Origin of the sequence: uncultured Parabacteroides sp. (assembly GCF_905196875.1) — a bacterium.
In the GTDB taxonomy this organism is placed as follows: Bacteria; Bacteroidota; Bacteroidia; order Bacteroidales; family Tannerellaceae; genus Parabacteroides.
In genome coordinates this window covers 1-23806 of the sequence record NZ_CAJJWO010000079.1, presented here as the reverse complement: position 1 = coordinate 23806, position 23806 = coordinate 1, and the positions used below count along the sequence as shown (strand labels likewise).

At 44.9% G+C, this 23806-nt stretch carries 21 protein-coding genes and 1 other RNA gene; 6 read left to right on the top strand and 16 right to left on the bottom strand.

The genetic code is table 11. The annotated features are described in order from the left end of the window. On the top strand, positions 1-314 hold a 314-nt coding region (locus QZ076_RS18860), incomplete at its 5' end, for a glycoside hydrolase domain-containing protein (protein WP_293716084.1). Positions 315-410: 96 nt separating this feature from the next. On the opposite strand, the gene QZ076_RS18855 is transcribed toward QZ076_RS18860, so the two are convergent. From QZ076_RS18855 to QZ076_RS18815, 9 genes are all read right to left on the bottom strand, one after another. Further along, complete coding sequence (locus QZ076_RS18855) at positions 411-695, bottom strand: hypothetical protein (protein WP_293716081.1); 285 nt, start codon at positions 693-695, stop codon at positions 411-413. Positions 696-713: 18 nt separating this feature from the next. Then, the gene (locus QZ076_RS18850; protein WP_293716078.1) at positions 714-2405 is read right to left on the bottom strand and encodes an SWIM zinc finger family protein; all 1692 of its coding nucleotides are present in this window, start codon (positions 2403-2405) and stop codon (positions 714-716) included. Further along, on the bottom strand, positions 2381-3529 hold the full coding sequence (locus QZ076_RS18845; protein WP_293716075.1) for a VWA domain-containing protein: 1149 nt from the start codon (positions 3527-3529) through the stop codon (positions 2381-2383). Before QZ076_RS18845 ends, QZ076_RS18850 begins: the two co-directional genes overlap by 25 nt. After that, on the bottom strand, positions 3514-5907 hold the full coding sequence (locus QZ076_RS18840) for a DUF5682 family protein (protein WP_293716072.1): 2394 nt from the start codon (positions 5905-5907) through the stop codon (positions 3514-3516). The genes QZ076_RS18845 and QZ076_RS18840 overlap by 16 nt, the downstream gene beginning before the upstream one ends. Then, complete coding sequence (locus QZ076_RS18835) at positions 5868-6980, bottom strand: AAA family ATPase (RefSeq protein WP_293716068.1); 1113 nt, start codon at positions 6978-6980, stop codon at positions 5868-5870. Before QZ076_RS18835 ends, QZ076_RS18840 begins: the two co-directional genes overlap by 40 nt. Positions 6981-6988: 8 nt before the next feature. After that, on the bottom strand, positions 6989-10225 hold the full coding sequence (locus QZ076_RS18830; RefSeq protein ID WP_293716065.1) for a DUF4132 domain-containing protein: 3237 nt from the start codon (positions 10223-10225) through the stop codon (positions 6989-6991). A 68-nt stretch (positions 10226-10293) separates the two neighbouring features. Next, a complete protein-coding gene (locus QZ076_RS18825; RefSeq protein WP_293716062.1) occupies positions 10294-10686 on the bottom strand; it encodes an MmcQ/YjbR family DNA-binding protein in 393 nt (130 codons plus the stop codon). 42 nt (positions 10687-10728) lie between these two features. Further along, positions 10729-11343, bottom strand: a complete 615-nt coding sequence (locus QZ076_RS18820; protein WP_293716059.1) for an HU family DNA-binding protein — start codon at positions 11341-11343, stop codon at positions 10729-10731. Between the two features lie 296 nt (positions 11344-11639). Next, the gene (locus QZ076_RS18815) at positions 11640-12338 is read right to left on the bottom strand and encodes a DinB family protein (protein WP_293716056.1); all 699 of its coding nucleotides are present in this window, start codon (positions 12336-12338) and stop codon (positions 11640-11642) included. A 94-nt stretch (positions 12339-12432) separates the two neighbouring features. Between QZ076_RS18815 and QZ076_RS18810 the strand changes: the two genes are divergently transcribed. Both QZ076_RS18810 and QZ076_RS18805 read left to right on the top strand, forming a co-directional pair. After that, on the top strand, positions 12433-13083 hold the full coding sequence (locus QZ076_RS18810; RefSeq protein WP_293716053.1) for a DUF1349 domain-containing protein: 651 nt from the start codon (positions 12433-12435) through the stop codon (positions 13081-13083). Positions 13084-13187: 104 nt separating this feature from the next. Further along, positions 13188-14834 carry a diphosphate--fructose-6-phosphate 1-phosphotransferase gene (locus tag QZ076_RS18805; protein WP_293716050.1) on the top strand — a complete coding sequence of 549 codons (1647 nt, stop codon included), beginning with the start codon at positions 13188-13190 and terminating at the stop codon, positions 14832-14834. A gap of 70 nt (positions 14835-14904) precedes the next feature. Here QZ076_RS18805 and QZ076_RS18800 read toward each other — a convergent pair whose 3' ends face one another. Genes QZ076_RS18800 through QZ076_RS18785 form a run of 4 tightly spaced genes read right to left on the bottom strand, consistent with a single transcriptional unit; the run spans position 14905 to position 16713 of the window. After that, complete coding sequence (locus QZ076_RS18800; protein WP_293716047.1) at positions 14905-15543, bottom strand: hypothetical protein; 639 nt, start codon at positions 15541-15543, stop codon at positions 14905-14907. 55 nt (positions 15544-15598) lie between these two features. Continuing rightward, positions 15599-15931: an NINE protein gene (locus QZ076_RS18795; protein ID WP_293716044.1), complete on the bottom strand. Its 333-nt coding sequence runs from the start codon at positions 15929-15931 to the stop codon at positions 15599-15601. A gap of 54 nt (positions 15932-15985) precedes the next feature. Then, positions 15986-16357 (bottom strand): DUF2752 domain-containing protein, encoded by a 372-nt coding sequence (locus tag QZ076_RS18790; protein WP_293716041.1) that lies wholly within the window; start codon positions 16355-16357, stop codon positions 15986-15988. A gap of 14 nt (positions 16358-16371) precedes the next feature. Next, a complete protein-coding gene (locus QZ076_RS18785) occupies positions 16372-16713 on the bottom strand; it encodes a TM2 domain-containing protein (protein ID WP_293716038.1) in 342 nt (113 codons plus the stop codon). Positions 16714-16799: 86 nt separating this feature from the next. Here QZ076_RS18785 and QZ076_RS18780 point away from each other — a divergent pair, with 86 nt between their 5' ends. Then, positions 16800-17402: a riboflavin synthase gene (locus tag QZ076_RS18780; RefSeq protein WP_293716035.1), complete on the top strand. Its 603-nt coding sequence runs from the start codon at positions 16800-16802 to the stop codon at positions 17400-17402. A gap of 63 nt (positions 17403-17465) precedes the next feature. Here QZ076_RS18780 and QZ076_RS18775 read toward each other — a convergent pair whose 3' ends face one another. The 3 genes from QZ076_RS18775 to rnpB form a co-directional block, all read right to left on the bottom strand. After that, complete coding sequence (locus QZ076_RS18775) at positions 17466-18800, bottom strand: MATE family efflux transporter (RefSeq protein WP_293716032.1); 1335 nt, start codon at positions 18798-18800, stop codon at positions 17466-17468. Next, positions 18797-20173 (bottom strand): YihY/virulence factor BrkB family protein, encoded by a 1377-nt coding sequence (locus tag QZ076_RS18770; RefSeq protein WP_293716029.1) that lies wholly within the window; start codon positions 20171-20173, stop codon positions 18797-18799. Before QZ076_RS18770 ends, QZ076_RS18775 begins: the two co-directional genes overlap by 4 nt. Positions 20174-20217: 44 nt before the next feature. Beyond that, positions 20218-20576: RNase P RNA component class A (rnpB, locus tag QZ076_RS18765), an RNA gene on the bottom strand. 373 nt (positions 20577-20949) lie between these two features. Between rnpB and QZ076_RS18760 the strand changes: the two genes are divergently transcribed. Both QZ076_RS18760 and QZ076_RS18755 read left to right on the top strand, forming a co-directional pair. Next, positions 20950-22527, top strand: coding sequence for a Do family serine endopeptidase (locus QZ076_RS18760; protein WP_293716026.1), 1578 nt, complete (start codon positions 20950-20952; stop codon positions 22525-22527). Between the two features lie 143 nt (positions 22528-22670). Further along, on the top strand, positions 22671-23531 hold the full coding sequence (locus QZ076_RS18755) for an RNA polymerase sigma factor RpoD/SigA (protein ID WP_005641668.1): 861 nt from the start codon (positions 22671-22673) through the stop codon (positions 23529-23531). Positions 23532-23806: the final 275 nt, after the last annotated feature.

Below are 23806 nucleotides of genomic sequence, written 5' to 3'. Positions count from 1 at the left end.
CGTCCAGTAATATATATAATATAGGTTCGCCGTGTGTAGAAGCACTGACCATTGCCATGAGCAACGGTAATGAGATCCGTATGACGACCGAAAACTGGTCGAAAGACAACGTGTACGTCAAGGAATTGTATGTGAACGGAAAGAAATATAACAAATCGTATCTGACCTACGACGATGTGCAATCCGGTATAACCCTGCATTTCGTTATGAGCGACAAGCCGAATTACAAACGTGCCGTTTCAGCCGATGCCTGTCCGGCTTCTTTGTCTTTACCCGGTAAAACAAAGCTCTATCAGAAACCTGTCAGCAAATAACCTTATTATTGGTAAATAAGTCAATATAACTTTGATATATTGATTGGAAAGGTCTGCGGGACTCTATCAAATGATACTGTCCCGCAGAACTGTTTTTTAGGGGATAACCGTATAATTGTTGATTACATTCTTTTCATAAAACTCCAATGCACATAGATTATCCGCTACGATCTCTATTGCCACCTGTCCGCCTTGCCAGGCATAAATTGAATCGATGAAGCTATCCGTCAGGCGAATAGCTTCTGTCATGTTTAGTTCATTCATCCAGTGTTTGAGATCCTCCAGTTTTTGAAGGGTGACAGGCTGTATGTTGCGTAAACCGGAGAAGGCGATGTCGGAAAGCAGAAGTTCCAGTTCGGTAAGGAGGTTTTTAAGTATCATTCCATTCGATTTTAAGAGTTAGAAATAGAAATTGTCGGTCTCTGAAGCAGTGACGATACTGACCGGGGTCAATGTATCCCGACGTTTCAGGCAAACCATATACCGCTGCTTCGCTTCTGCGTACCGCTGTCCCATCTGTTCCAATCGGCGGATGGCATTCCGGTTCAGCTCGCTGTATGCCAATGAACCTTCTGTTTCGTATTGTTCATCTGCCATCGTGAAGTACAGTTTCTGTTCGGCTGTATTGAAACTCACTTCTGAAAGATGTGTGAACGGGACCAATACCAGTTGCTCCGGCTGCTTCTTGCGGAAATAATCGTACCGTTGTTCGGGGCGTATTATCAGGTCGGATAACTCAGGGATTGCAAGTAAAGTATCCAGACTGCTGATCGTAACCTTGTCGTCTATTTCACATTGTGTCTGCGAGGAGGATGAGAGACGGTTCTGGCTGTTCATTTTGAAATTACGCAAAGTCAGCGTAGATGTCGATAGCCGGGCTAATGAGATGTTGCTGCCCCAGAAACTTTGCATTTCCAGTTGGCGTCGCATATTCTCCGGCGTGACAAGCGTTTGGGTATGCTCATAATAATCAGCCATACTCGAAGTCAGGGTACAGATACTCTGTTTTTCATGGTAGAAGAAATAAGCCGTAATACCGAAATATCCGGAACGGGTCTGCCACGGATAAGCTCCCAGACCTGTAAAATGTCCGAAGGGAGTCGTATAATAATCCGAGCGTGTTCCTTCAATCAGTTTACTGAGCATTTCGTTGTTCTGTGTATTCCGTAAGATCAGTCTGAGTGTGTTATGCAACCTCGACAATGTGGCAAAGGTAGTCAAGGGCTGGAAGCCGACATGCTTGGCGAGCATATTTTCGATGTCGGAAGAGAGTGAACGAAACAAACGTGCCAGATTGCCTATCCCGTATGTCTCCAGGCGGATGGAATATAGTATGGCTGTCTCCGCCTCATTTTCCCCGCAACCGATCAACCCTTTTTCGAATATGCCGGTAATGAAGCAGGAAGCTCCCCGTAAGACATCTATCGTCTCTTCCGTTAGCAGGGACAGTTCGGGTTGGTTGCCGTCGGATTCGGAAGATAATATTCCCTGGCTACTTAGGTATGACAGGATAGCAATCAGTTTGTGTTTGCACAATCCGCTTTCTCCGCATTTGCATACAGAACGATTAAGGCTGTCATCTTTTGGGAAATAGACCGTTGTATTTTCTGTGTTGATGGTCGCTTCGAGCATGTCGCTTTCGATGAAATCAGCCGTCCAACCATCCTGGATAAGACGGAGCGTATCTTCAAATAGCTTTTTACCTGCCTGCTTGCGAAGCTGTGTCAGGTCTGCCTTCTTCAGCTCTTCCCAGTCGTTGGCAGAAGACTGGCTGGGTTCTTTCGCCGCATAATCAGCCGCAATAAGTATTCCCATCAGGATATGCTTGCAGACTGTTTTAGAGGGACAACTACAGAAACTTTGGGATATATTGGGATTCAGGGAGACTGTTATTTCATCCAGCTGAACTTGCAGATGGTCGCCTGCTACGGCTAGTTCGACCTGTCCTGTTGTTTCCAGGTCTTTCAGGGCACGTTTATACAAACCTTTGTTTGCCAGCGTAATCAGGAAGGCTTCGTTGGCGTAGGGGACGAACTGTCCGGCGGATGAATGGCATCCGTCTCCTTTTATGATATAATCTTTCCTATCCATTCGGCTAACTCTTCAGGGGTTATTGCAGCTACATCGGCACCCATACCCGCAATGGTACGGGCGGCTCGGGCATCGTAGCAAGGGGTACCGGAATAGTCGAGTGCAGGCAATACAAACAACTTGCTTCCGGCTTCGATCATGTCGTGGCAGGAACGGAACATATAGCTGTAATTCGCTCCGTCATACAGGTCGCTAACCAGTACCACGATTGTTTTCTGTGGTGCGGTAATCAGTTTCTTTCCGTATTCCAACGCCTTGTGTATGTCGGTCCCGCCGCCCAGCTGTACTTTCATCAGGATACCGACCGGATCGTCGAGGTGCTCGCTCAAATCGACTACCGAGGTGTCGAATATGACCAACTTGACCGAGAGGAACGGCATTTTGGCAAAGATGGAAGCCATGACAGCGGTATAGATCACCGAATCGAGCATACTGCCGCTCTCATCGACCAGGATCACGATATGCCAGGGATTGTAACGGCGTACGTTCTGGTTGAAATAGAGGCGGTCGGGGATGATCGTGCCGTGTTCGGGACTGTAATTCTTCAGATTCTTTTCGATGGTCTGCTTGAAATCGAAGTTCCGGAATATCTTGTAACTTGAATTGGTGTGCGGCAGTTTCTTCCCGTAGAAAGCTTTCCGTACGTTTATTTCCAGTTTCTTCTGGATATCCCGGATGACCTGTTCCACGATCGAGTAAGCCAGTTTACGGACAGGTTCCGGCATCATATTGCGGAATGTCAGAATGTTTTTCAGTAAACCGAGGTTCGGTTCGAGTTGGCTCAGGACGGATTCGTCGGTCAGCAGCTGGGTCAGGTTGTATTTATCCAATGCCTGCTTCTGCATGATCTCGACGGTCTTTTTGGGGAATAACTTCTTTACCCTTCTCAGCCATCCCGGAACAGTCAGTACGGAACCTCCGCGACCTCCCCGATTCGGGAAGTCGTTGCGTATTCCCTGTTCATCGGTATATTCGCGGTTGTAAAGGAAATAAAGTGTGCCGTCCAGTTCTGCATTTTCCGGATCGAGGGGCAGACTGCTTTCTGCAAAGTCACCCAGTATGAGTCGCCAGCGGTTGACTATTTCCTGTTTGTTATTCGGGTTATCCATCATGCGATCCTCCATGTTTTAAGCGCTTCGGCGGCAAGGCTGTCCAGGCGCATGGCTTCTGTTATTTCTTCCTGCGAGACGGTGATGCTTCCTGTTAAGCGGGCTTCCGCTACCTGGTGATATTCCGCTACCTGTTGTCCCAGTCGGCTGATTTCTGCCGGAAGGAAACCGGTAAAGGCATAACGCAGGTTCGGCAGGATAGTGAGGAATGTCTCCTGGTCGGCCTTGGCAATTACCCGGTCTATTGCCTCCAGGATATGCGGGTCGGCAAACAAGATATCGCGGGCAATAAGGAACAGACCGCAGATAAAAGATGCAGCCTGTTCGGGATGCGTGATACTGCTTTCGAGATAAGCCGCTATCTGCTGACAGAAGTCAGCCTGTCCGGTTCGACCTTCTTTATAATGTATAGCGAGGCATAAACCGAAAAGACGGCTGTTGCTGAAACTGTCGTTCAATACTTTCTCTGCGGCAGCGATGAAGGCGGCGGTGTCGAACCAGCCCTTCGCATCCATCGTGAAACTGTAGAGGTTACGCATCTGTTCGCAGATCTCCTGTTCCTCTTCTTCCGTCGTGCTTTTCAGAGAAGGGATCAGTACGACGGCTCCCTTGAATGCGGTCCGTGCCAGCTCGGCAATGACGGGCTGGATATTCCCATCCATCAGCTGTTGCATGTTGGCAAGGTACAACAAGCTGTTGATCAGTTTGCAAAGGTTGATAAAGTTCCCTTCACTTTCTACCACCAGCCGGATAGAATCCTCGTATTGAAGATAGAAACCTTCTATACCCATAACCTGGACGGAGAGGAGCAGTTTCCCCAATTCCTCTGCCGTCATATTATCTTTGAAATTCTTTTCTATCAGCGAATTGCAGACTTGTGATAAGGTAGCCCCGTAGACAGACAGGTCGATCAGACGGGTTTCAACGCCCGTGGCATAGCGGCATATCCATTGCTCCCGCACCAGGTTCTTATTCTTCTGATTCACATAATCGGGACCCGACTGGAGTGTGGCGAAGCCTGTTTCCAGAAACTCCATCTGATGGAGGAAGCGGCTTTTCCTGTAATGAGCCGGGTTCTTGATAATGTCGAGCGTTACTTCCTGTCGCTCGATGGTAGAAGTCTTTAACCGGTGGAGCGAACACAAGGCACGGAACTCACGTACGACGGGAGGGATGCAGTCATTATCTGCAATCTTTCCTGTCCCCATGCCGGAAAGAAGACGATACAGGAAGTCCACCTCGAAAGTCGAGGTGGCATTCAGGTCACCTTTTACGAAACAGCTTCGTACACCGTCCAGCAATTCGTAAACACCTGTACTTTGCTTGCCTCTCAATACGGCCAGTGAGCGTGCCATGTTGAGGGCATTGATCTCGTCGGGCAACGAGATCATCTGTGTCTTACGGGCATACCGGGCTGTCTTGATGATATATTCGAGGACGGTAGATGCGAACGGGTCTTTCTTCTGCTTTTCTATCTTTTCCCAGACTTCCTGGTAGAAAGCCGGAAAAGGCATACCGGCAGCATAGCCGCTTTTGCTGTCTGCTTCCTTGAAAGTATAAGGCATCAGGTAGGAAGCTACATGTTCCCGGTTACAGGTTTTGAGCGATGGCTTTTTGTCCGATTGCAGTGCTTCCATAAGTCCGGAGATATGGAAGGCACCGGCTACTACCAATATCTTTTTATTGTCGGATAGTGCTTTCCGTATCTCTTCTGCCATATAAGTTTCCCGTAGCCGATCTTCTTTCAGGGATATCTCGTTTTCGGACGTTGCCAGACGCATAAAGTAACCGAGGTGGAAGAGGTTGCGGACGAAAGCCTGCGTTTCCAGATTGGCAGCATCCAATTCGAAGCGGCTTTCCCAGAACTCTGCAAAACTCCGGCATCCTGCCTTACGGGCAATCATAGCCGTATAGGTATTTACTTCGTATTCTTTATTTTCGTTGTAATAGAACTGTGTCTGCGGTTCTTCCTCGATCTTGTTTATCAGACGGAGCGCATAAGGCAGGTCGATGAAACGTACCGGCGTATGACTTCGTGACCCTTCACGAATGGCGACCAGTTCCGGCGAATAGGCCAGGAAAGGATAATAAGCACGATACTTTTCTTTTTCCTCGGTTACTTTTCCATCCTTGTCGTCATAGCTGTAGTAGATACAGAAGGGAGGGATCGACTGCTCGTCGGCAATGTAAGGAAGCAGCTCAGCCGAGTCTGCCGGGCCTTCTATCAGGATCAGTTCCGGATGGAAACGCTCGATCGTACGTCGCAGATGCAACGCACAGGCCGGGGAGTGGTGACGTACCGGAAAGTACACCACCTGTCCGTCCATATCGAAACTACCAGTAACGAGGCGGTCTATTTCAGCCAGTTCCGGTTGTCGTAGTATTCCTTCCATTTTCCTCCTTGTCTTTCGGCTTTCAACCGGACCACACCGTTAAAGTAATCTTTCAGCTTGGGCAGATCGTCTTTGTTCTCTTTCATCACGGCACCCAGCAGGTTCTGCACGAGCGAACGCATACAGACTGTCCCGTCCCCGTAATAATAGCCGTCCAGGGCGGACTGGTAATAAACGGATACAGCTTCCGCTGTGCTCATCACACCCGACATCTTTTGTATCTTGGCTTTCTCGAAGGAGGTGCCGTTGCGCAACTCATTGAACGTGGAAGCGAGGATATCTACTACTTCTTCCTGTATTGGCATTTCAAGGCCGTTGGCGGCGAGCATGCCTTCGCACTGGTCGGTGATGATACGGCTTTCGAGTGCCACGCTCCGGATCGGCTCTACGGTCTCGAAGTTGAAACGGCGTTTCAGGGCGCTACTCATTTCGTTGATCCCTTTGTCGCGGGTATTGGCGGTTGCTATCACATTAAAGCCGGAAGAGGCGAAGAGCAGTCCTTCTTCTCCCAGTTCGGGGATGTTCAATACCCGGTCGCTCATGATACTGATCAGGCTGTCCTGTATTTCCAGCGGACAACGGGTGATCTCTTCGAAGCGGGTGATAATGCCCCGTTTCATACCTATGTAAACAGGAGAGGGGACAAGTGCCTCTTTGACCGGACCTTTGGCCAGCAGGAGTGCATAGTTCCAGGAGTATTTGATATTGTCTTCGCTGGTTCCCGCCGTACCTTGTACCGTGTTGGTACTGATACCGCAGATGGCGGCAGAGAGCAGTTCGCTTAACATAGTCTTTGCCGTGCCCGGTTCGCCGACGAGCATAAGACCCCGGTTGCCTGCCAGGGTGATAATGGAGCGTTCCACCAGTGCATCGTCGCCGAAGAACTTCGGGGTGATGGTGATCTGTCGTCCGTCCAGTTCGATCGGTTCCTTCTGTCCGAGGATAAAGGTACGGACTGCGCGTGGGGAGAGTTGCCAGTTGGTGGGTCTGGCTCCCGTATCTTGTTTGCGGAGAGCGGCAAGCTCGTCGGCATACCGCATCTCCATCAAGGTTTTTTGTATTTTGTTATCCATAGATGTTCTTATTCTTCTTTCAATACATCAAAAATACCCAGTACGCTGCAAAGGAAACGGGTGGGAACGCTTTCGGGAGAGAGGATTATCTCGTTCTTCGGCTCGTCGTCGGTCGTTTGGTCTTCTCCCATACGGTACAAAACAATGTCTCCGAGCGTTACGTCGTCATCATACTCCTGTCCCATGTACATGTATTCGAAATTCAGCAGGGCTGCAATATTCAGAAACTTGTCCACGAGGTGATAACAGGTGTAGCTTCCTCCATCCCAGACTTCTCCGCGTACCATGTTGTGCTTCCTGGCAATACCGCTTATCTTTCCTGACTTGACAATCAGACCGTTATAACGCGTGATCTTGTTGCCATTCGTCTCTTTTTCTCCTAAAACAATTATAGGAGCGGTTAGTTGAGTTACAGGCTGTACTATTTCATAATCATCCAGTTGCTCCTTCCAGCCGGCAAGAACATCTTCTTCCAGTTCAATGGGGTGAACGAGTGTGATAGCAGCCTTTTCGGGTAATGTATATTCTTCTTCATCCACCGTATTGAATGTACCGTCTTCCATATAACGGAACGTACCGGTCAGTTTCTCCCCGTCGTACACACCCCATATCAGTCCGGTAGCGAAGCGGTGCATGATCGGGTTTTCCACAAAGAGCGTGTTCCAGGAATCGACCGTCCAGCGGCGCCCGTTCATGAGTACTTTCTCCAAACGGTTGGTCTGCGACTGTACGGTGGCTTTGATTTGTTTCTTTAGTTCGGAAAACTCTTTCTTGGCAGCCGTGGCTTTGACCGTATCGTCGTTTGTTCCGGGAGCTGGCATGGACTTGATTGTCTTTTGTTTCTCATTGTCGAAGATAGACAGCGAGAAGTCGGGCATCAGCGTAACCGTGAAGTTTCGCGGACCGTAATCGAGTATCTTTTCTCCTTCTTTGTTGAAACCCAACGTGGGGACTATCTTGTCGGATAGTTCGTCTTCCGGTATTTCCAGGGCTTTGGCGGCAAACGTAAAGGCGGCTTTTGCCGCATTCTTTACCTGGTTGTTCGGGAACTTGACAGAGATACCGTCGATCATAACCAGGGCTACGCTTCCTCCGTTCATGGCAATGGCATTGACTACAAAGGCAGCAATGGCACCGCGTGATGCTTCGGCCCAGTCTTTCAACTGTGTTTTCAGGCGAAGGATCTGTGTGTCGGAACCGTAGATACAATACGGAACCATGATCATCTTCTTTTTGGCTTCCGCACCGTTCTCTTTCCAGAACTGATAAATATTTTCCATCATCTGTTGGAAGTCGGGGGCATGCAGTTGTTCTACCACTTTATCACAGGCTTTGACCTTATAGGCTTCTTCCAGGCTTAGGTATTCGGAAAGGATATAACGGGTGACGATGGCCGGTGCTTTCTCCGCCATATCGGCAAAGCGGACATCGGTGAACATATCTTCGGGTATCCAGGTGATGAACTTTACATTGTCTTTATCGAAGTTGTCGTTGCAGTATTCGACAACGCTTTCTTTTGTGAAGGTGAAGTCGGCACCGAACTTTCGTTCGTTATCCCAACGCTTGATGATTCGCTTGGCGGTAGCCAGGGCATCCCCTTTCATCTTTGGCCGTTCCGCTTCCAGTAGCGGACGTATTGTTTCTTCGTTGAGGCCGATTAGTTCTTCCGCAGTCTTGCGGAGTATCTTGGATTTATTGGAGAGTATTCCGAGCAACGGGCTGACGTCGCTTATTTTGCAAGTGCCGTAAAGCATGTTGATCCAGTTCTGTGTCTCTTCGGTGGAGAGGCCGCCATTGTTCAGCAAGTCCAGTGCGACGGACTGGTTGGCGATGATATCTTCTTTGTCCAGCGTATCCTGCATCCGGTCGGGATTGTAGACATATGCCCTGAAAGCCTTTTCGTAGGTGAACTGGCTGGAAGTGTCCAGCAGTAGCCGGATACTCTCTTTCGGCGAACAGCCTAACCATTCCTTACGTGTCTTAAGGAAGAAATAAGTTACATATCTCGGATTGTTGATGGTATAGCCTGTGCGAATCTGGATCAGTAAGATGTCGATAAACCGTTTGGATAGTTCCGACCGTTCGTACAACAAAGCCAGCGCTCCGATTAGTAAGACTAGCTTGTTTCTTCTGTATGCCCAAACAAAGTCTTCACAATCCTTCAGAAACTTTTCCCAGGTAGCTTGCGGGGTGGATTCATTCATGGCTGCCGAAATCAGCTTATCGACATTTCCCGATGGATTTTCCTGGAGATTCAGCATGCAACGGGCCTGTAGTTCCTTGCTTGCAGCCAGTTCTTCCGTCCCCTCACCATTCTCTAAGAGGATTGCCAATAAATAAAGGCTGTTTGCCGCTTGTTGGATGGAGGTCGTTTCTGCCAACATACGATAGACATTCATGAACAGCTCCTTGTTCTCTTTATACAATGTGTGAAACAGGGAGGGTTTGTCTATATCGTTATCTTCGGTCAGGACCAGATAGTAATATATATCCAGCGGTGCTTCGATCGATTGCAGGAATGCCGGCATTTTATACGGGGTAAGATGGTAGAATAAGGCACGTGCCGAGATCTTATCTTTGAGGGAGTGGAGCAAACGCACTTTTAACTCGGGGCTGAACTTATAGCTGAAATACAGGATATATGTGAAGTTCGGGCCGGAATATTTGCTGGTTAAAGCCGTCAACACCGGCAGGTAACGGGCATATTTACCGGCATCCTGCTCCAAAAACAGTATCATCAGATATAATGCCAGATACAGTTCGTGGTTGCTGTTTCGTTGCTCCTCCAGTTCTTTGAGCTTGTTGGAAAGAAGTTGGTCGGCAAAAGCTTCCGATTCCGCCGGGCAATATTTAAGCAATGTTTCTGCTATTTCGTATAACTCCGGACCCTGTGCTTTGTGACGGCTTACCGACTCTTGGATTAAGTTCTTGAAGTCGTGCCCGTAGCCGATGCGCAGGCAGATTTCCAATTCGTTTTTCAAGCCCCATTTGTGGATAGGTCCGTCACGGCGTATTTTTGAGATAATGACCAACATGCGGCGTGCCAGTTCGGCATTCTCTCCGTTCAGTTCGTACAGCAGCCAGCCGTCGTAACTGGTGTCTATCTTCGGCCTCGACATAATCATTTCAGGCACCTGGTCGATCTTCCCTTCCAGGTATTCATATACTTTAGGAGTAAAGTCACATTTGTAATATGCTTGCTCATAGCTTCTGGACCATTGTTCGAGCATTTGTTCTTTTGTCATGGTATCTTTAAAGTTTGCTTCGATTTAATATAAAAGCAAATGTATAAAAATATTTTGTAATGCGTTATTTACTCATGCCCATTAGTATTCCTTTCTTCCAGCTTCTCCCGCTCTTTCTTTGTCAGACTCCCAACCACGATCTCATACGATTTCTTCACCAGCTCTTTAATCTTCTGATCCGGCACATCCTGATTGAAATAGACACTGATCCAATACTTCTTGTTCATGTGCCATCCGGGCGTAATGCCTGCATACTGTCCTTGCAGTTCTCCCGATTCATCCGGGTTGCATTTGATACAGCAGAAATCAAAGACCTCGATATTCACAAAGCAAAACCATTTATCCGAAATATAGAAACACAAGACGTCCCGGCTGTACTTATCAGCCACATTGGGAAACGGCATCTTCTCATGAACTCCTTTCAATGAAAGGCAGTATTCTCTGAACTCTTCGATATTCATATCAATATGTCAAGGTAATTTTCATATTCATTTCACATTTGTCTATGCGGGCGATATTTCGTCTGCCTGTGGCGGCAACGAATACACCCTGTGTGTCCGGTATCCCATCTGGATCACTACTCCATCTTTCGTAAACTGTTTCATATCCTCCGCAGCCCGGTAGCGGCTGCAACCGTTCAGCGAGGCATAATCCGTCAGATTGATATACGGATTGTTTTGCAGGAATCGAAGCATCTTATTCTTTCGGTCAGGCAACTGGTTGGAAGTGACGTTTCCCCTTTTTATTTTTAGTGGGCGATCTTTGCTCACCAGACTTCGCAAACGCTTGGAACAGCGGAAGTTCACTCCGTCGGCCCTGGCAAAGAAGACGGTTTTACCCTTTTCGTCTGTTTTATGCAACGTCTTCAAAGCTGGGGAGAAGTGCCCCAACCCTTCCAGTTCCACGCAATACCCGTTCGATAAATTTCGTCCGATGTAAGTGGTCAGCGCTTCTATCGCTCCCTTCACGTCCGCCGAAGTAAGCGAACATGAATCCGATAGGTATTCACAAATCTCTTCCATCCGCATCGTGCCTTTAGAGATAAGACGGGCACACGACTGCTGTTCCTTTCCGCTTGTGTTTGGAGCCTTGTATACCCCGAATTTAATTCTTCCCATGGTAGTTTAATTTTAATACTGATCTGGTTATTATTACCCCGGATCTACCTACGATAGGTACCGTTCGAATCTTATTTCTCTGCCGATGTAAGTTGTCGCCGACACTGTCGTCTATATTGTCGACACTGTCGAAAGCTTTGCCGACGCTGTCGTTTATTTAGCCGACACTGTCGGCAACAACTTTCCTACCTACCAAAGATAATATATATCCCAGGTAAAAGCAAGTAATATGGGGGATAAATGAAACTATCCCGGTGATAATTTTATCTTGTCCGGCTCTTTTGCCGGTTGGCTGGTCAGTTCGTGCGAAAACACTTCTTTTTAGCCCTGATATGTTGCTTCCATTTAAAGCAATCATTTAAATGTAGTATGACGTGGCGGGTTGGCGGCATTAATAATAATCCGGCGACATCCTTCTTCGCCCAAAAATCCAGTAGCCATGCAGACTCGTCCTGTTCTGTCACACCACCCTGTTGTTTGACCTTATCCAGATCTTGTTGTGAAACTTTGCGGAGTAGATCTGTATTAGTGAGGCTGGAAATGATGGAACGGGTTTGTTTGCCGACGGCATTCCGGTAGGCAAGGAGTTCCCGGGTGTTTATCTCTTTACTTAAACGGATGATTTCGTCATCGGAGAGTGCGTTACCTGTGTCGGTAATGGAGACGTTCAATCTTTCTTTCCATGCCGGGCTGAAAACTTCTTGTGTCCTGCCTGCCAATAGGTTCATCGTTAAATCTTCTATCCGGGCTATATGCCATATTACCCATGCTATTGTTTCGTCTTTAGCCGTGGGCATAATACCGTATTCGCCGGGAGTCAGATCGGATAAAAGTATGTCTATTTCGTTCTGACCGGAACCGGAGACTTCCGGCAGATGTAACTCTGCATGGATATCCAGAAAGAGTTCTTTTGCTTTATCGACTGTGTTTTTTGCACGGATGATCTTTGTAAGCTCTTTATGCTTTTCACTTAGTTCTGTTCCGAAATATTTCATGGTATCTTTTGTTTCGCTTTATTTATTATCGCTTGTATTGCCAGTTTGCTTGTAAGCCTCTACCTTTGCAAAGGTAATTAAAATGTAGAAAGCAATGAAGAATATGATTCTGGGAATGTGCGCATTCCTGTCGATACAGATGGCATCAGCACAAACGTTGGAAAAGATGCAGTGGTTCAACGAACCGGAACAATGGGAGATTAAGGATAAGACGTTGTCCATGTTCGTCACCCCGCAGAGCGATTACTGGCGCATATCCCATTATGGGTTTACGGTCGATGATGCGCCTTTCTATTATGCCACTTACGGTGGTGAGTTTGAAGCTAAAGTGAAGATAACGGGTAATTATAAAGAACGTTTCGACCAGGCGGGATTGATGCTCCGGATCGACCACGAGAATTATATCAAGGCGGGTATTGAATTTGTCGACGGTAAATTTAACCTGAGTACGGTCGTTACCCATAAGACCAGCGACTGGAGCGTAATAACACTGGATAAACCTGTCCCTTATATCTGGATCAAGGCTGTCAGACGACTGGACGCCGTCGAAATATTCTACTCCTTCGACGACAAGACCTACACCATGATGCGAAATGCCTGGTTACAGGATAATACGCCGGTAAAGGTCGGCTTTATGGGGGCTTGCCCCGACGGAAAGGGCTTTAATGTGACATTCGAACACTTCGAGGTGAAGCATCTGCCCGATATGCGCCGACTGGAGTGGCTGAAGAAAAATGCGGAATAAAGAGCTAATCGGTTATTCTTATCTTTCGTGATTGGAGAAATATTTCTATATTTGCACCGCTTTAGATAAGAATCAGATAATTTCTATATAAATCAGATTAAGAAATGACAAAGAGCGCATTACAAATTGCAAGAGCAGCTTACCAGCCTAAGGTACCCGCTGCATTGAAAGGTGCTGTAAAAGCCGTTGACGGTGAGTATACACAATCAGTTGCCGATCAGGAAGAAATCAAAGAATTGTTCCCTAACACGTACGGGATGCCGATCGTTACTTTCGAAAAGAGCAGCGAAAAGAAAGAATTGCCTGCTATTAATGTAGGTGTAATCCTGTCTGGTGGTCAGGCTCCTGGTGGTCATAATGTGATTGCAGGTATCTTTGACGGCGTAAAGGCTACAAACAAGGATTCTCGTTTGTATGGTTTTATCCTGGGACCTGGTGGTCTGATCGATCACAAATATATGGAACTGACTGCTGATATTATCGATGAATATCGTAATACTGGTGGTTTCGATATGATCGGTTCCGGCCGTACTAAACTGGAAACAAAAGAACAGTTCGACAAAGGTCTTGAAATCCTGAAAGAACTGGGTATCTCCGCTCTGGTTATTATCGGTGGTGACGACTCAAATACAAATGCTTGCGTATTGGCTGAATATTACAAAGCTATCAACGCAGGTGTACAGGTTATCGGTTGCCCGAAGACTATCGACGGTGACTTGAAGAACGAACAGATCGAAACTTCTTTCGGTTTCGATACTGCTTGTAAAGTTTACTCAGAAGTGATCGGTAATATCCAACGTGACTGTAACTCAGCTCAGAAATACTGGCACTTCATCAAATTGATGGGACGTTCAGCTTCTCATATCGCACTGGAATGTGCTTTGCAGACTCAGCCGAATGTGGCTATCGTTTCAGAAGAAGTTGAAGCTAAGAACATGTCTTTGGACGATATCGTAACGTATGTTGCTGAAATCGTTGCAAAACGTGCAGAAGCTGGTAACAACTTCGGTACTGTATTGATCCCTGAAGGTCTGATCGAATTCGTTCCGGCTATGAAACGTTTGATCGCCGAACTGAACGACTTCCTGGCTAAACACGATGCAGAATTCAAGATGATCAAGAAGAGCGAACAGCGTGCTTATATCATCAGCAAGCTGACAAAAGAAAATTCTGACCTGTATGCTTCTCTGCCGGAAGGCGTTGCACGTCAGCTGTCTTTGGATCGCGACCCGCACGGAAACGTTCAGGTTTCTTTGATCGAAACAGAAAAGCTGCTGTCTGAAATGGTAGGCAAGAAATTGGACGAATGGAAGAAAGCCGGTAAATATAACGGTAAGTTCTCCGCATTGCACCACTTCTTCGGTTACGAAGGCCGTTGTGCTGCTCCGTCTAACTACGATGCTGACTATTGCTATTCTTTAGGTTACACTGCTTCTTGTCTGATCGCTGCCGGTAAGACTGGTTATATGTCATCTGTTCGTAATACGACTGCTCCTGCTGAAAAGTGGATTGCCGGTGGTATTCCTGTAACAATGATGATGAACATGGAAAAACGTCATGGTGAAATGAAGCCGGTTATCCAGAAAGCTTTGGTGAAACTGGACGGTGCTCCTTTCAAGAAGTTCGCTGCTAATCGCGACGAATGGGCGTTGACTACCAGCTACGTTTATCCGGGTCCGATCCAGTACTTCGGTCCGACAGAAGTTTGCGACGAACCGACGAAGACGTTGCAGTTGGAACAGGCTAAATAATTAGTCAGAAAATATAGTATATATAATAGAGGTAAGGCATAGGCTTTACCTCTATTTTTTTAGAAGCGTATTATATACTGACATTGATCGAGTAGTTACTCAGTGGCTCTTCGCCTGCTTGTTTCAGTGCTCTGTTTGCCTTCTTGAGACAAATATCATTAAAGTCTTTTTCCAGGGAGATGAAATTGTGGCGCACATACTTGGAATCTACTGGGGTAATCTTCATCTTTGGAAGGTCAATGTCAATAATATGTTCTTTTAAATCCTTTTTGTTGATACTTCCGGATACATACTGTAGAAATGCAGACAAAGCCATTAGTAAAGTCTGAACTATTGGAAGTGGTACTTTGCGATAATGAAATAAATGGTGGTAAAATGAAATTACCATGGAGCGGGTATTCTCATCGTAGCTTTTTAGCAAAGACTGATATTCCTGATAATCGTCAAGCAAATCGTCGGCTAACTGGTTTTTATCGTACAAAAGGGTTGTAGGAGCAATATTTATCCCGGTTACCTCTTCGAATTTATCGGCAATGAATTCTGCATCTTTATATGTTATATCAGCATTTGTACAATTCTTTTTTACTTGGATGGAGTCGAAAAGTGAATATCCGGTCAATAGAGTATACATTAGCATCGCTCTGCCACATATCGGATGAGCTATCATTGATTGAGAAAGCTGATCAATCTGATTTTGTGTTGTTTCCATATAATAGTTGTTTTATTAATATTAATACGAAAACAATGTACAAAATATAGTTGACTTACGATAGGATTTTCATTAATATATTCATATTATATCGTTTGGTAGCACCGGTAATCAGGAACCAGTCGACGAGCCACCAAATCCCTAATCCGCCTCCTGTGAGAAGTTTACCGATCCCTTTGCCGATGTTTCCGATCAGAAAACGGTCTACTCCAAGCATTCCGAGGAAGATAGAGATAAGTAACACTTTTCCTGGCTTTTTGAAATAAGTTGTTTCCAGAATAATCTCTTTTTCAGGCGTGAGGTTTAATAGCCGATGGATAGGAATTTCATATTCAGGAAATTTACTTTCATTCGCCAGAAGAAATTTATCGACTTTGTTTGCTTCCATATTATTTCGGTCGGTTTGTGAATATGATGCAAAGATACGAATTTCCCGTGTTATTTACAGTCCTTTATGGATATTCCATATCCAATTGAGGATAGTCAGGAGAATAATGGAAGCGAGGATGTATTTGTTCATCAGATGTCGTTCCGCTCTTGTCAGCCAACTTTGGAACTGATCTTTTTTTCGGATAAAATCTATCGTCATGCCCGTAAGATAGATGGCTGTCAGTAGAACGAGTAATAAGCCATACGGATTGACCAGGATGGAGTCGTAGATATTCCCATTTAATAAGATGAGAAGTGCGCGGCGTGTTCCGCAGGCAGGACAGGGATATCCGGTTATTGTGTGGAATATGCAGGGAAATACAGATAATGCATATCCGGCCATTATGATTATGGCAAGATATGCATATTTATTTCTTGTTCCCACAATGAGGGCAGAAGTTAAAACATTAATACGTTTTGCAGCTGTTCCAGATTTTTTCTTTTGGTTGCATCCATGATGAGGAACCAGTCGATAATACACCAGATACCGCAACCTCCTAAAGTGACTAACTTTCCGACACCCAGGCCGACGTCACCGATAAGGAAACGGTCTATGCCGAGCGAACCCAGGAATACGGAAATAATAAGTATTACTGTCGGGTCTTTAAAATCACAAGTTTGCAGATAAATCATTTTGGATTCATCCATAGCGAGTAGGCGGTCTCTTATAATAGATATGTGACTGCTAGGTAGTTTGCTACTGTTTGTCAGGAGGAACAAGTCCACTTTCTGTGCGTCCATAATTTTATAGATTGATTACTAATGACAAATATAGTAAAATTCCGTATCTTTGAACCTGATAATATTAATTAAAACAACACAAGACTATGTTCTCAGGAATTGTAGAAGAAGCTACTCAGGTGGTTGCGCTGAACGCAGATCAGGGAAACCTGCATATCACAATGAAATGTTCGTTTGTAAATGAACTGAAAATTGATCAGAGTGTGGCACATAATGGCGTATGCCTTACGGTTGTAAGTCTGACCGACGATACATATACGGTGACTGCTATTCAGGAAACTTTGGATCGTTCGAATCTTGGTTTACTGAAAGTGGGTGATCTGGTTAATCTTGAACGAAGCATGATGATGAACGGTCGCCTCGACGGTCATATTGTGCAGGGACATGTGGATCAGACTGCTGTATGTAAAGATGTACGCGAGGCGGACGGTAGCTGGTATTATACATTTGAATATACTTTCGACAAGGCAATGGCGCAGCAAGGGTATATGACAGTGGAAAAAGGTTCCGTTTGTGTGAACGGTGTCAGCCTGACTGTCTGCAACTCACAGCAAAATAGCTTTGAAGTGGCTATTATTCCTTATACACATGATAATACGAACTTCTGCCAGATCGAAAAAGGCACTGTTGTCAATCTGGAATTTGATATTGTAGGCAAATACATCAGCAAAATGATGCAGTTCAAATGAAAGATTCCCTCTCATTAGCCAGACAGCACAAAAACGGGCATTTGTCCGGTTTTGTGCTGTCTGCTATTTTACGACACATCTTTTCTTCCACAGATCCATCTTATAATAGATATAAGTGATGACAAATCCAATGGCGATACTGATTCCGATAGCCCACCAGATCCCTTGTCGTCCGTACCATGCGCTTAGCTGGTAGGCGAGTGGGATACGGATCAGCCACAGGCATAGCAAGCTGGTTACCATTGTGAAGATAGTATCTCCTGCTCCTCGAAGTGCACCGTTATATATATTCAGCGCACCGTGCACAATAAAGAATCCTCCTATAATCAGTAAATATTCTTTTCCGATAGCTATTACAGCCTGGTCGCTGGTAAAAGCCCGCATCATTTCTTCTCCGAAAAAATAAATGGCTGTGAATGTAATCAGGCTGAATATGAGATTGACCAGCATGGTAAATCGTAACCCTTTACGTACACGGTCGAAATGGCCGGCTCCGATATTCTGTCCGCAGAAAGCAGCCAGTGCACCCGATAAAGTGAGAACGGCCTGTGTTATGATTGTATCGATTTTACCTGCAGCTCCATAGGCTGTCAGCGTGTCGGTTCCAAAACTATTGACAATTCCAAGCAAGGCAATCAAACCCAGGGCAATTGCACATTGTTGTATACTAGTGGGAAGTCCTATTTTCAATCCTTCCTTAAAGAGTTTCATATCAAATAGCAAGTCTTGTTTTTTGATCGAGAGTAGGGGATGCGTATTATTTACATATCCTAAGGCGATACACATTCCGATTCCTTGTGCGATGACGGTTGCGCGTGCCGCTCCTTCAATTCCCCACTTAAAACCAACGATGAATAATAAATCCAAAACGATATTTAGTACGGTGGTAATAAATATGAAGATCATTGGCCGGACGGATTCGCCTACACCTCTCAATATGGAGATTATACTGTTGAATGTGACGAAGAGAAAAGTTCCTCCGATATATATTCTGAAATAAGCAACAGCATCTGGTATTACTTCCTCCGGTGTGTTGGTCAGGCGGAAAACAGGCTCGGCAAAGATGATCCCGGCTATTGAAAGAGCGATCCCCGCTACGAGCATGAAAATAAAGAAAGAAGAGAAGGCGCGTTGAACTTTATCATATTGCTTTGCTCCGAAAAATTGTGAAACAACAACGGATGTTCCGCTTCCGACTCCGATCACTAATGAAATGATGAAGTAATAAATAAAGAAGGAGGCGGAAACGGCTGCAAGCGCTTCTTTCCCCAGAAATTGTCCGACGATGATGCTGTCGGTTACATTATATAACTGTTGCAGCAGGTTACCGATGAGTAGTGGGAGTGCGAAGCGTACGATCACTTTCCATACCGGACCATGTGTCAGGTCGTGGGTCATAAGTCTTTCAGCAGGATATTATTATTCGCTTTAATCATATCTTCTCTTGTTTTGAGCAAGGTATGCCATTCTTTTGTGAACAGGCAGGAGGTATCGATCTTAAAGTTCTCGGAACCGTATTCATCCATCTTCGTCAACAGGTAACTTACACTGATCTTATTTACATCAATGGCAGGTTGATAGTAGACTACCCGTTCGTCATTTTCGTAATTGACCTCTATAATAATATGAAGTTCGGTAAGCAGATAAAGTATTTCCGTTGTTACCCGGATGGGGATGCGATAATCGTCAGACAGTTCATCGGCGGTATATGGCCTTTCTCCCTTCACAAAGCGTTTTACGATCAGAGAGGCGATCAATAAGGTTAGGAAGTCTTTATATCGTCGGCTGATGTTTTTACTATCTCGTTCAAAACTGAATTTCTTTACATTCTGAGAAGCATAAGATAGTTCTGCTCCAAAGAGGCAGATTAACCAGGATAACTGTAACCATAATAATAATAAAGGTAGGGCTGCGAAACTACCGTAGATAGCATTGTATTTGTTAACCCATATCTGTCCACTGATATAAATGAACTGGAAAAACTGGAAAGCGGAACCTGCCAGTATGCCGGCAACAAGTCCGTTTACAAATTTCACCTTCGTATTGGGGAGTGAAACATACAAGGCTGTGAATACCATTATTGTGATTATGAACGGAGCGATATTCAGGAAGAACTCTACCAAAGGAGTGAAGAACACATAGCTGCTTAAGAATGAGTTTTGCAGCGTAGACATAAATATGGACAAACCGCTTGAAGCCGTCATTAATACCGGTAATATGAGGAATAAAGCCAGGTAATCGGAGATTTTCCGGTGCCATGGACGCGACTTTTGGATTTGCCAGATATCGTTGAATGTATCTTCTATAGATGAAATCAGGTTAATGACTGTGTAGAATAAAAGGATAAGACCGACTCCGATAATGACTCCGCCTTGTGCTTGTGCCAGATATCTTTCTACGAACTTAAAGGCTTCGCTTAACTCTTGTTCTTGTCGGGGAAAATAATCGAATAGTTCCTGCTGTACTGCTTCCTGGAATCCGAAGCCTTTGGCAATACCTAATAATACCGCCAGTAAGGGAACAATAGCCAATAATGTACTGTAAGTAAGAGCGGATGCTTTCGTTTGAAGGTTCTCATTATTGAATCCGCGTATGGCCAGTATGACTGTCTTGATCGTATTTATATATATTTCTTTCAGGCCGCTTACTTCATTTTCTGTAATTCGCCAGATGTCGTAAGTAACAAAATGAATGGTTCGTGTCAGCAAGGCGTTGATCCGTTCTCCCAGAGGCTTTTTTTCAGCAGTCTTTTTATCCGTCTTCTTCTTCATGCTGTGAAATGTAGGGGCAAAGAGTATTTGCCGGATGAATAAAAAAATGCAGCCTGCCTGTAAGCCGGGTCCTGTACTCCGGCCGAAGCTGAAGTGTCTGCCATTTATCTTGTCTTACCGTCACCGGCAAGCTTTAGCGGTCTACCCCCCGGCATCGGACGAGCAATCCTACATACGCCGGTATACATGACCTTACAACCCATAAGGCGTACGGCATCCCGTATTGCTACGGGACCCGGTGAGCTTTTACCTCACCTTTTCACCCTTACCGGACGCGAATCCGGCGGTTATTTTCTGTTACACTACTCTGCCCTTACGAACAGCTTCCCGTTAAGAAGTATGGTGCTCTGTGTTGCCCGGACTTTCCTCACATCCGAAGATGAGCGACAGACCGGCAGGCTGCAATGCGACAAAGATAGGTATTTTAGTTGACAGTTGACAGTTGACGGTTGACAATTTTGTAAGGCTTATCGCTTATTGCATCTATATAATAAGGTAAATATTTATCTGACACCTATCACTAGCCTGCTGCCAATCCAGTTGAACTTTCTGCCGTTCTTACTGTTATATTACTGAAAGCATGACCATTTGGCAGGGGAATGATTGTTAAAAAGGTACTTTGCAATACACAGTACTGTTAAGCGCAGTTAAGCCCGGATAAATCGCCGTTAAAAGTGATAAAAAATCAAAGGCAAATGGAATAATCGCACGTTTTTTGAACTTTCTTTGTCGAAAGAAAAGTGTTAAATTTAAATGTTTGATAAAATCGAAAGAGTATGAAAACAATGTGGAAAAATGTGCTAGGAGTCGTTCTTGTTGCTGCCATCAGTACCGGTGCTGCGGTTGGGACAAGTGCTTATCTGATGAATAAAAAACAACCGGTTTATGTCACTGATTCAATAAATACATTTAATCAGTCTGTCCGGTATGCTGGATTGAATGCAGTGGCTGCTGAAAATACGGATTTTACCAAAGCGGCAGAAAGTACGGTACATGGGGTAGTGCATATTAAAGCTACGACGAATGCTAAACAATATGCTGATGATGGTAGAGGCCAGCAGCAGTATGTTGATCCTTTCGAATACTTCTTCGGATTTGGAGGACGAGGAGGTGGAGGTTTCCAGCGTCCGCAACCACAACCCCGCGTAGGTTCTGGTTCGGGTGTCATTATTTCCACAGATGGATACATTATTACAAATAACCATGTGATCGATGGTGCTGATGAATTGGAAGTCACATTAAATGACAACCGTAAATTCCCGGCAAAATTGATTGGAACCGATCCTACCACGGATATTGCTTTAATAAAAGTAGATGCAAAAGATCTTCCTACTATACCGTTTGGTGATTCTGAAAAACTGAAAGTAGGAGAGTGGGTGTTGGCTGTAGGTAATCCATTCAATTTAACCTCTACTGTTACCGCTGGTATCGTTAGTGCAAAAGGCCGCGGTATTTCTATGGGGGGTGACAGAAGTAAAATTGAATCATTTATCCAGACTGATGCTGCTGTAAATCCAGGTAATAGTGGTGGTGCTTTGGTAAACACAAAAGGTGAACTGATTGGTATCAACACGGCTATTTATTCAGAAACAGGAAACTTTGCCGGATATTCATTTGCCGTACCTATTAGTATTGCAGGTAAAGTGGCAAGCGATTTGAAACAATATGGAACTGTACAGCGTGCTGTTCTTGGTGTTTTGATGATGAGCGTGGGTGATATTGCCGATCAGTTGAGTTATCCCAACCTGGATAGTAAACTGAAAGAGGAGCTGACTGAGTTGAAATCGAAGATCAAAGTGTCTGAAGGAGCTTGTGTATCTGATTTTGCTGATAGAAGTTCTGCTAAAGAAGCCGGTATCGAAAAGGGGGATGTGATCATTGCTGTAAATGGTGCAAAAGTGAAAAATGCAAATGCATTGCAGGAACAGATCAGTAAATATCGCCCTGGTGATAAGGTAGAAGTCACTGTTGATCGTAATGGAAGTAATAAGACATTTACTGTAGAACTTCGTAATGCACAAGGTAGTACATCTGTTGTAAAGAATGCAGGTGATAATAGTGCAGATGTTCTTGGAGCCGCTTTTAAAGCGTTGACGGATAAACAAAAACGTGAACTTGGTGTAAGTTATGGTGTTGAAGTAACCGGATTATTAAAAGGTAAAATGAAAGATGCCGGAATCCAGAAAGGCTTCATTATCATGATTGTTAACGACCAGAAAATATCTACACCTGAACAACTCGAAAAGTTGGTAGATAAAGTATTGAAAGGAAATTCTGATGATCGTTACATCGTTGTGAAAGGTTTTTATCCGAATGGACGTACAAAAGTTTATGCTATTGATCTAGCCGAATAATAAAATAAAGTTATATTCGTCTTATTTGGCGGGAAGATTGTTAAAGGTTTATAATTGGTCGGGTGTAGGGTGCACACGACCAATTTTCTCAATAAAAATAATATTATCTTTGCACCCTGATATTTCTCAATTAAAAACATTGGATGAGACAGTTAAAGATTACAAAGTCCATTACCAATCGCGAAAGTGCTTCGCTTGATAAGTATCTTCAGGAAATAGGCCGCGAAGATCTTATTACAGTTGAAGAAGAAGTAGAATTGGCACAGGCAATCAAAAGAGGAGACCGTAGAGCATTGGAGAAATTAACCAGAGCGAATCTGCGTTTCGTCGTTTCTGTGGCAAAGCAATATCAAAATCAGGGGCTTAGTTTGCCTGACCTTATTAATGAAGGTAACCTGGGATTGATAAAAGCTGCCGAGAAGTTTGATGAAACGAGAGGGTTTAAGTTTATTTCTTATGCCGTATGGTGGATTCGTCAGTCTATCCTGCAGGCTTTGGCAGAACAGTCAAGAATTGTTCGTCTTCCGTTGAATCAGGTTGGCTCGCTGAATAAGATCAGTAAAGCTTTCTCTAAATTCGAACAGGAAAACGAACGTCGACCATCTCCCGAAGAACTTGCAGACGAGCTGGATATTCCTGTAGATAAGATTTCAGATACTCTAAAGGTGTCCGGAAGACATATCTCAGTAGATGCTCCGTTCGTAGAGGGCGAAGACAATAGTCTTTTGGATGTGCTTGTGAACGACGACGCTCCTATCGCTGACCGATCGTTGATGAACGAGTCACTGGCTAAAGAAATTGATCGAGCACTTGCTACACTGACCGAAAGAGAATGTGAAATAATCAAAATGTTTTTCGGTATAGGCTGTCAGGAAATGACATTGGAAGAGATTGGCGACAAATTTGGCCTCACTAGAGAGCGCGTCCGCCAGATCAAGGAAAAAGCAATTAGAAGGTTAAGACAAGGAACACGTAGCAAGCTCCTCAAATCGTATTTAGGTTAACCTCGGGTAAAACCAAAGAGGTAAACAAAGCTCCATATCCGGAAGGGTAAGGGGCTTTTGTTTTTTTATATCTTCCATCCTTTTAGGTATTCTGTTTCTCGCGTACATAATATAAGTAGTAATAATAATCGTAAAGTAGGGAGTACTCGCTTTGATATTTTTTTCATCTTGTAACGTGCAGTCGTTCAGAAATATAGTCTCCTGGTTGTGGCATTGCTGAAAAAATAAAGTGATAAAAGTTTGGAGTGTATGTTTTATAACACTACTTTTGCATC

What these genes read in the sequence shown, in the direction of transcription:
- QZ076_RS18855 (WP_293716081.1), bottom strand. Translation starts at nt 695, where the DNA reads ATGATACTTAAAAACCTCCTTACCGAACTGGAACTTCTGCTTTCCGAC.
- QZ076_RS18850 (WP_293716078.1), bottom strand. Translation starts at nt 2,405, where the DNA reads ATGGATAGGAAAGATTATATCATAAAAGGAGACGGATGCCATTCATCC.
- QZ076_RS18845 (WP_293716075.1), bottom strand. Translation starts at nt 3,529, where the DNA reads ATGGAGGATCGCATGATGGATAACCCGAATAACAAACAGGAAATAGTC.
- QZ076_RS18840 (WP_293716072.1), bottom strand. Translation starts at nt 5,907, where the DNA reads ATGGAAGGAATACTACGACAACCGGAACTGGCTGAAATAGACCGCCTC.
- QZ076_RS18835 (WP_293716068.1), bottom strand. Translation starts at nt 6,980, where the DNA reads ATGGATAACAAAATACAAAAAACCTTGATGGAGATGCGGTATGCCGAC.
- QZ076_RS18830 (WP_293716065.1), bottom strand. Translation starts at nt 10,225, where the DNA reads ATGACAAAAGAACAAATGCTCGAACAATGGTCCAGAAGCTATGAGCAA.
- QZ076_RS18825 (WP_293716062.1), bottom strand. Translation starts at nt 10,686, where the DNA reads ATGAATATCGAAGAGTTCAGAGAATACTGCCTTTCATTGAAAGGAGTT.
- QZ076_RS18820 (WP_293716059.1), bottom strand. Translation starts at nt 11,343, where the DNA reads ATGGGAAGAATTAAATTCGGGGTATACAAGGCTCCAAACACAAGCGGA.
- QZ076_RS18815 (WP_293716056.1), bottom strand. Translation starts at nt 12,338, where the DNA reads ATGAAATATTTCGGAACAGAACTAAGTGAAAAGCATAAAGAGCTTACA.
- QZ076_RS18810 (WP_293716053.1), top strand. Translation starts at nt 12,433, where the DNA reads ATGAAGAATATGATTCTGGGAATGTGCGCATTCCTGTCGATACAGATG.
- QZ076_RS18805 (WP_293716050.1), top strand. Translation starts at nt 13,188, where the DNA reads ATGACAAAGAGCGCATTACAAATTGCAAGAGCAGCTTACCAGCCTAAG.
- QZ076_RS18800 (WP_293716047.1), bottom strand. Translation starts at nt 15,543, where the DNA reads ATGGAAACAACACAAAATCAGATTGATCAGCTTTCTCAATCAATGATA.
- QZ076_RS18795 (WP_293716044.1), bottom strand. Translation starts at nt 15,931, where the DNA reads ATGGAAGCAAACAAAGTCGATAAATTTCTTCTGGCGAATGAAAGTAAA.
- QZ076_RS18785 (WP_293716038.1), bottom strand. Translation starts at nt 16,713, where the DNA reads ATGGACGCACAGAAAGTGGACTTGTTCCTCCTGACAAACAGTAGCAAA.
- QZ076_RS18780 (WP_293716035.1), top strand. Translation starts at nt 16,800, where the DNA reads ATGTTCTCAGGAATTGTAGAAGAAGCTACTCAGGTGGTTGCGCTGAAC.
- QZ076_RS18775 (WP_293716032.1), bottom strand. Translation starts at nt 18,800, where the DNA reads ATGACCCACGACCTGACACATGGTCCGGTATGGAAAGTGATCGTACGC.
- QZ076_RS18770 (WP_293716029.1), bottom strand. Translation starts at nt 20,173, where the DNA reads ATGAAGAAGAAGACGGATAAAAAGACTGCTGAAAAAAAGCCTCTGGGA.
- QZ076_RS18760 (WP_293716026.1), top strand. Translation starts at nt 20,950, where the DNA reads ATGAAAACAATGTGGAAAAATGTGCTAGGAGTCGTTCTTGTTGCTGCC.
- QZ076_RS18755 (WP_005641668.1), top strand. Translation starts at nt 22,671, where the DNA reads ATGAGACAGTTAAAGATTACAAAGTCCATTACCAATCGCGAAAGTGCT.